Genomic DNA, 8299 nt, shown 5'->3' on the forward strand with positions numbered 1-8299 from the left:
CACTGGCTTTATAAAGACGGGGACAGCCTCATCCTGGGTCATCAATCGTACGGATTAGGAGTTAACGGATTTATTACGAAAAATGTTGAAATAGCGGTAAATTTTCGCATGCTTGACGTGGAAGAAAGCGAACAACAGGACTCCGACCAATGGAGTTTAGCGTTTAGCTACTGGTTTACACAATAAATATCATCGCGGCTGAAATAGGCTAACGCAGACCGGAACAAATCAACAGGGCCAGAATCACTGCTAACGGGCGGCCCCTTGAGCGGTTTTCAGTCGCCAGACTCTTCGTATACCCACCACCATTATCATTACTATAATCGCGGCGCCAAATGGATATTTTACCGTCATAACCAGTGGTGTCAGCAGCCAGCGTGTAATAACTCTTATTGACTCATGTTGAGCAATGTAATTGGCTACTGGTGGTGAATATTCATAATAGAAGGCAACGAATTTTTTACCGAATGCGTTAGTTAACAGGAACTCATCACGAAACTCGCGCAGTTCCACAACATCTTTGTGAAGATAGCTGCCATATGCTGCAGTCGCAATAAAACAGTTGCCATCGCCACCACCATTGCCACCATTATCGACATCTGGCTCTATGGTAACAGATGATGTAAAAACGCCGCCGCCCAACGTTCCTGCATAGATTTGTATAGAGGAAAGCGTATCAACGGCTAATTCATAAGCAGCCAGATGGGTGAGCCCGGTGTTGGCTATCGTCCAGTTGTCACCACCGTCAGCGCTGACAAATACACCGCCTCGAGTGCCCGCAAGCACAGCGCTCGGAGTTCCTGGAACAACCAGTAAATCCAAAATCTCTTTGTTGGTAAGACCATTATTAACCGCGTTCCAGGTCTCACCGCCATCGATACTTTTATAGATTCCGACCAGGGATATTTCGCTGACATAGAGGGTTTGTGGCTGGTTGGGATCGATAGCCAAAGCACTGATTAAGAATCCGTCAGGCAGGTTACTACTTAGATCAGTCCAGTTTAAACCGCCATCGATGGATTTATAGAGTACTTCGCCTGAAGATCCGGACACGACAGCATACAGCGTGCTCGGTGTCGTGGGATCTATAGCAAGTTCTCGTATACTGTGGGTCATGCTGGTTCGCGCCCAATTAATACCCCCGTCAACAGTCTTATAGATGCCACTATCAACTGGTCCTGCATCAATACCGGCATAAAGCGTATTGCTCTGCTGTGAATCGATGGCGATGGCGGCGGGCCAAATCACGGTATCAACGCCCAGGTCAAGCGCATCCCAAGTGGCACCACCATCAATACTTTTGTAATAACCGGAAAAGTCTGTGAACCTTGTGTTAATCCCGGCATAGACGACTCCATCCTGCAGTGGGTCAACCGCGATTGATAACACCTGGTTATTTGCTCTTGGCAGCTGTAGATCAAGAGCCTCCCAGCTCATGCCACCATCATTAGTTTTAAACAATCCATTTAAGTCCGTTCCCGCATACGCTGTTCCCGGTGTACGAGGATCCGTGGCAAGAGAATATATGTAGGTATTGACAAGTTGATGATTGATCGCCGTCCAGTCCGTTGCACCATTTGTGCTTTTATATACACCGAATCCCCAGGTACCAATATAAATCGTATCGGTAGTAGCAGGATCTATAGTCACCACATTGACCGTCGCGAGGTAGTCTGTTCCTCCGGGCAAATCACTACTATTCGGCGCCCAGTTTAATCCGCCATCGGTCGTTTTATAAACGCCCGATACAAATGTACCGGCATAAAGGATAGCAGTGTCATCAGGATTAATTGCTAAAGATGAAATAGATTTATCGATGTTGGTCGCTGTCCAGTTGGTGCCACCATTCGTAGTTTTAAAAACGCCGCTCAGTTCTATTCCCACATAAAGTGTCTCTGGGTTAGCTGGATCCATAACTAACGCTTTTATTTCTGTAGAACCTAAGCCTGTGTTCATCGTGTTCCAGGTGTCGCCGCCATCGGTACTCTTATATACACCGCTGGCAGCACTGGCCGCATAGATTACATCAGAATTATCCGGATTGATGGCTATTTCATGGATAAATGCCTGGCCGGGCAAACTGCCAAGCGCAGACCAGTTATTCCCACTATCAACACTGACGAAAACACCACTCGAGGTGCCGGCATATAATTTGTCTGCAACCGCGGGGTCAAAAGCCAGGCCCTGGGTTGAGGGGTCAGATAAACCCTGCTTCACCGCACTCCAGGTCATTCCGCCATTAGTACTTTTAAAGACACCCTCTGTTGTAGCGACAAAGATATTATTTGAATTGTTTGGATCTATAACCAGATCGTTTACGATATTCCAGCTTGTATCGGCACTATAACCTACATTCGTCCAGCTCGACCCACCATCGCTACTCTTATAAACGCCTCCAGAATATCGACTCGCGACATAGAGAATATCAGTATTATCAGGGTCGACCGCCAGCGCGGCAATATGCCCACCTTCCGGACCGTTAGTAGACCAGGTTTCAAAGCTCACGACAGACTGGGGATATATATCACTCGCTGCCAGCGTTGGTGCTGATAGTAAGAAACATATCCCCAAAACAACAGTAGTAATGCCGGTAGTAATAAAAGTGCTGCCCGCTTTCAAACCGTAGGCATTGATATGCAGGATCAAACTACGACTCAAACAGGCGAAGTATTTAATCCAGGACCCTGTTTGAATACGTAGCCAACTATAATACGGCATTTCCATGGTTCAGCGTCCACCACTATAAAATTACCTTAAGCTATTTCAGGGCGAGCCCAATCTTTATCTCAGCATCAGTGGCAGTATCGGTCTCAACGACGGCAAAGAAATTACCAGCAGGCGACAGAATACTCAGGTCTGTATTGGCAGCGACAAATGTCCCGTCAGCCGCAACCGAGGTGTGAGGGATGGTTGCCGTTGCACCAGGTGCGGTGCCGCGGGAGTCAACGATATTTGTAGCCTCGAATGCTGTATTCACCTGGTCTTCCACAACGGTCCAGCGTGCGGCAAATTGTGGGCCGATAGGGAAGGCATTAGTAGAGTCATAGCCAATAAAATGGATTTGAAAGGATTCTGTCAGCGTTGGCGCTGTGGTTGATTTTCTAACACCGACACCAAAGAAGGCTTCACCATCTGCATCAGTCATGTCACCGTCCGAAACAACAAATATATTTGCATCCGGCGAGATGATTCCCGCATCATCCCCAGTGCCATTGTCCACCGTGAAGGTGCCATCGGCTGATCCTACAAAAGTAAGATTACCACTAAGGCCAACCTCTGCAGGTTGCGAGTGGTTTAATATCAACCAGGTTCCAGTGCCATCACTTTGCAACGTAACAAGCACCTGACTCGTATAAAAACCCTGTGCGTTTCTACCTGTCTGGCTGAGAATGTATTCGCCAGCCACTTTTGTCAGCGTCATGTCGGTTGACTTCTTGACGACAATTATCGTTTCCACATCATCCTGGTTGTTTGGATCCACCAGTTGAGCGTCTGTTAACAAGACCAGACTTCCATCGCTAGAAATTATTCCATATTCAGTCTCAACGCTGGGAGTTCCAGGAATCGAAATAGATATCATTCGGTCATCGGAAAGTGAATAGGCAATGGTTCCTACGTCGGTACTAAAATTGCCTTTTCCATCAGCAGTTCCATCGAACGTTTCAGCGATGAAATTAGTCGTTTGTCCTTCATATTCAACTTTATGAATCTGATAATCACCGGAAAACAGGTCGCCGGCACCGCCTCCACCGTCGCTGCCTCCATTGCTGGCAATAATGCTCATTACGCCAAACGTCAATAAGACAGTTAACAGTAGATAGCGTATGGAAAAAATTATATTAGTTGCCGTTTTCATGATGTTGTTCCTGCTCTGTTTGTCAGTTGACAGTAGGTAATTCAATTTTTTCTATTCAAGCCATTATGTTTTTTAGTATAAAAATAACTAATTCTGCTGCATGACTAACTCCAGAAAGTCGTGCGCTATGTAATAGGCTCAATTTTGAATTGTTATATGGTGTGCTAGTGACCTTGCATCTCAATTTTTTTAAAAAAGTATAACCATTGAGATATGATGCCTGAGGCGATATGTGTATTTTTATTGCGCTTCAACTCATACGGTTATGAAACCTGCAAAGACATTCAACGTCTATTACATTTGCTTATTGGAGTAGTTAATATAATTCGATGATTTATTTATACGATACTTGGGAGAAGTATGCCTTGATGCATGTCAAACATTATATAACGCTGATGTTTTGTATTGATAAGCGACAGGAATTAGGACAGTAAGTAGGCAGGAAATAGCATCGGATCTCCGGAACCTGTTTAACTTATTTAACTTAATTAGCTAGTCAACTAGCAAATCATCGCACAGTCACCTTACACCTTAGCGTACCTATTTGGGCGCTAAAAACACGGCTTTAAGATAGAGTAATTTTTATCGATATTAATCACCAATCTGCCAATTAAATTAATGAATAAATCCCTTGAAGCAAGGCCCACGATAGCAGTACTCAGACCAGAAACTGCAAGTATGTGTTCTGCATTAACACCCATGATATCCAGGGACGCATAAATACAGATCGCGAAATTCAATCAACGGGTAAACCAGTAAATCAAGCCTGGCAAATCAGCCAGGCCGATCAGGAAATACCAGTTGTCATTGCTATCGTCTGTTCCTTTATTACCAATAGACAGTCTGATTTTATTATGTAAGAGTCCTATATGAATATCTCCACCAAAGGAATCCCTGTCTCCTTCCTCGGGAGATTCAAATAAACTAAAGTACGTTGGAGTAAATCCCCAGCTACTAACAAATCCAGATCGAGTTAAACGCGTATAATCAAGCCCAATGGCATAATAGTTTTCCGATGTCTCGCCTTCCTCATTTGAGGACCTGATCAAACCATCCGCAATTGCGATACTACCTCTAACACCAATATTATTGAACTTACTGATGGACCATGTTGGTTGCCATGAGAAGACTACATCGCCTTCAAAAAGATCGATCGCCGCCTCATAAGGGATAAAGTATCTCGCAACCCAGTCTTGCGGTGCCGTAGATGGCGAGAAATCAAATGTCGGATATTTATAAGTAGCTGTTCTCAGTACATAGGACGAACCACCTAATATTTCTGACCACTGATCAGGTTGTTGTTGCGATTCAGCTTCACGTTTTGCAACAATACGCCTGGATTCTGCCTCCAGATAAGTTAACCGATTTGTAAAGCGCAGCGTTAATTCATGAGCCCATGTATCAGGGTCTTCCATGATCTCGGCCATCAGTGGCCGGCCAGCGGTTTCTGTTGGTGTAAAATTCAGCTCCTTCAATTTATCAAAGAATTGTACCGCTGTACCGATTATAGCCGGACTATCGTCTTCAATCTCTTTTGAAAAGTGTATGTGCATTAATGCTGTGTTGATAGCTAATACATCCTTATCCTTTTTCGGCATAGGCTCATATGCAAATCGCAGGTTATTTGCAGCACTAAATTCCTGTTTCGCTAATAGCGCGAAAAGATATCTTCCAGTTGCATCTGTCTCCAGGCCAAGCGCGATATAAAATCGTCTGGCCATAGCGTTCAGACATTGAAAGTAGGCATCTTGTTGTTCATGCAAATAGTGCCGCTGATCACAGGCCTCCCGAGATGCCAGAATTACTGCATCGTAAACGCCAACATAGTAGTCATACGCCCTGAATTTGTAGTCAAGAAATGCTGCAAAAGCCCCCAACAGTTTGCCAACAATCGGTCCCCCACGGCTCGTCACCTTGAGCATACGATCATTGTTTATCGATGATTGGGCATAGCCAATACTATTCAACAAATTGGCATTTTTTGGCTGGATTTCACTGATCAGCGCAAGCAGTCTGCGGGCGTAGTCACGTCGAAACTTTTCATAGTCTATAGAACAACTTATATTATCCGAATCTGCATCTTCGCCTGATATTGGTGCACATGAATGCAGCAGACCTGTGTCTTTCAGTGCCGCAATAGAAAACGGTTTGCCCACCGGGGATTTATTATTAGCATATGCAACTTCAAGTAATTTTCCTGCATATTTCAATGCTTCAATACAACGTAGCTGTTCTGAAAAATAGGGTAATGACTCATTACATAGTCGGTCATCATGATTATATTTAAGCTGTTCTGAGAATTGACGAGAAATCAGCGCAACATTACCTGTCCAGGTTTCACTGGACAATTCACTATACAATTCGTAGTTCCTGGCAGTACCGAATGCATCGACTAATAGATGTATTTCAGACCTGAACCCATACTCCATTTCATCACATGCTGGTGATGCGTTTTCCGCAGCACATGGTTGGCCGGATTGTTGATCAGTTTTTTTATACCGCAGCCGATCGGGATCGAGATAAATGTATGTCGTCGGAAACGGCGCAGTCCTGGATTGAATATTATTTTCAGCTAAAGTGCGGGCCAGCCCAATTGGCAAATTATCAAATAAACCACCATCCGCAAACTCGCTTTCACTAAGCTCATATCCTTCCGGACAGGTTAGCCCTTCCAGTCTAGTGTTTTGTAACCCATTAGTTTCTGTGCTACTCGCACTAGAAGGAGTTTTTAAACGACAGTATTGCAGGCGCTTGCGACCGAATGCGACAGGAAATGCACTGGATGTCAGTATCGCCTGTATAATACGTTCATCGCTTATTACGTAATCATTGTCGCCTTGCTCCGTTGGTAACAATATCATTGAATGATCGGAGTGATAAAAATATTCATCTGGATTGAAATAAAAACCAACTCTGGAATCCGGCTTAACTTTAAGTTCGAACGGGATAGCAAATCGTTGATTTTTTACCTCTATAGCGCCAATGCGCAACAGTTCAGGAAAAACGCGAGTGAGCGTAACACCCAACGGTACACGACAACCTTCACGAAATACCGGCGAATTCCAGGTTTTTCTTACTAACTCTGCAGCATCAAGTAAATCCTTGCGTGACAGTATCGCGTCGTCTTTCTGGTAAACGGGTGATGTCGCCTGTGCCGGAAGAAGACTGTTAATGTCCAGTGACAACCACACGTTGCGGAAAAGATTATCATCGATTCGGTTAGCAAAACCGCCTTCTTTCTCGTGTCTTGCGCACCAGGTTAGTGCGGACAGCAGGGCGTTGATACTCCCCGCGGACGCTCCCGCCATACTAGCCGCTTCAAAGGGCCGATACCTGTTAGCTGAGGAGTCCTGTTCTTTTTGCGCTTCGTAGCGCATTAACGTCAGCAAGCCCCAGTTAATACCTGCCTCATAAGCGCCAAGGCTCGCCCCACCGCTTATTGCGAAGGACAGCTTCTGCCTTGATTCACTTGCAGCCTGAGTTTGGCCGACACCAAGTAGTAATAATAAAATGAAATAAAAAACAGGCCTGATCAGGAAGGTGCTCGCTGCGAATGTTTTCATTATTTTCTCTTATTATAAATGTGGAAGTTAAACTTGCGACACAGGCAACTGCTATAAATAACACAATCATGCTGATCATGGAATGATTGCGTTATATTCATTATGTCAAGTTATTTCACGCAAAGTCTATCAGTACAGGAGTTGTTGTTATAAATACGCAGAATGATGACACGAGTGCAGTCGTTTTTATTTAGTCTGCTGTTAGATTTTTTGACAACTGGTTTAACCGTGGTTAGTGGTTGGATAATTTGGGGATAGCCCCGATCAGATCGATGTAAAATTCTTATGCTGTGACTAGTGGAGACGGAAAAAAATCGGACGTTTGAAATCTTTCGGTAATGATTAAAGCAGACATTGCAGTTATTACTGAACAAAATCAGACCAGGCTGTAGGCCGATCTGTTCGACGCCTGCACTTCCTTTACTGTTTCATTTATGTATTTTTCTTAACTAGATTATTCTTTTCCAAAACCCTGTAAATATTCTTTCCGGTTTTAGCTAATTTTTGGATATCACGGAAGTTGGGTATATCACCGTTTTCAAGACGTCGCTCCCATTCATCGATTTCCATCTGTATATATTCCAAAAGTTTTTTCGGGCACCCACAACTGCAAGTCTCCGCGCAGAGTTCTTCTTCTCTTATATCAAACGGAAAGGTTTCTCTGATTTGCTGAATGATACTAGCCATTACAACATCGCTTTTAGGCTTCATATCAACCTCTACTGTAGATTAAATCAATATTGGTGACAAAACCGGGCTGTGCCTGCACAACTAATTTATTGCGTTCACTTAAAAATATGAAATTAATATCATTATATAAATACTTAGAACGAACAAATCAATAAAATCAGCCTCACTACTGTCCCTATTGATCTCAACA

5 protein-coding genes are annotated in these 8299 nt (G+C 44.0%); 1 reads left to right on the top strand and 4 read right to left on the bottom strand.

The window, feature by feature from the left end:
* The coding region (locus tag ACWVCM_RS10390; protein WP_455201680.1) for a hypothetical protein at positions 1-186 on the top strand (186 nt) is incomplete at its 5' end.
* A gap of 63 nt (positions 187-249) precedes the next feature.
* Here ACWVCM_RS10390 and ACWVCM_RS10395 read toward each other — a convergent pair.
* The 4 genes from ACWVCM_RS10395 to ACWVCM_RS10410 form a co-directional block, all read right to left on the bottom strand.
* Entirely contained in the window at positions 250-2724 is a 2475-nt protein-coding gene (locus ACWVCM_RS10395; RefSeq protein ID WP_455201681.1) for a WD40/YVTN/BNR-like repeat-containing protein, read from the bottom strand.
* 34 nt (positions 2725-2758) lie between these two features.
* Positions 2759-3856 (bottom strand): hypothetical protein, encoded by a 1098-nt coding sequence (locus tag ACWVCM_RS10400; protein ID WP_455201682.1) that lies wholly within the window; start codon positions 3854-3856, stop codon positions 2759-2761.
* Between the two features lie 740 nt (positions 3857-4596).
* A complete protein-coding gene (locus tag ACWVCM_RS10405; protein ID WP_455201683.1) occupies positions 4597-7419 on the bottom strand; it encodes a patatin-like phospholipase family protein in 2823 nt (940 codons plus the stop codon).
* Positions 7420-7851: 432 nt separating this feature from the next.
* The gene (locus tag ACWVCM_RS10410; RefSeq protein ID WP_455201684.1) at positions 7852-8130 is read right to left on the bottom strand and encodes a hypothetical protein; all 279 of its coding nucleotides are present in this window, start codon (positions 8128-8130) and stop codon (positions 7852-7854) included.
* Between the last annotated feature and the right edge of the window lie 169 nt (positions 8131-8299).

This window comes from Kaarinaea lacus (assembly GCF_975902315.1).

Excerpts from the sequence above, each read along its gene's own strand:
- ACWVCM_RS10410 (WP_455201684.1), bottom strand. The coding sequence starts at position 8,130 with ATGAAGCCTAAAAGCGATGTTGTAATGGCTAGTATCATTCAGCAAATC.
- ACWVCM_RS10405 (WP_455201683.1), bottom strand. The coding sequence starts at position 7,419 with ATGAAAACATTCGCAGCGAGCACCTTCCTGATCAGGCCTGTTTTTTAT.
- ACWVCM_RS10400 (WP_455201682.1), bottom strand. The coding sequence starts at position 3,856 with ATGAAAACGGCAACTAATATAATTTTTTCCATACGCTATCTACTGTTA.
- ACWVCM_RS10395 (WP_455201681.1), bottom strand. The coding sequence starts at position 2,724 with ATGGAAATGCCGTATTATAGTTGGCTACGTATTCAAACAGGGTCCTGG.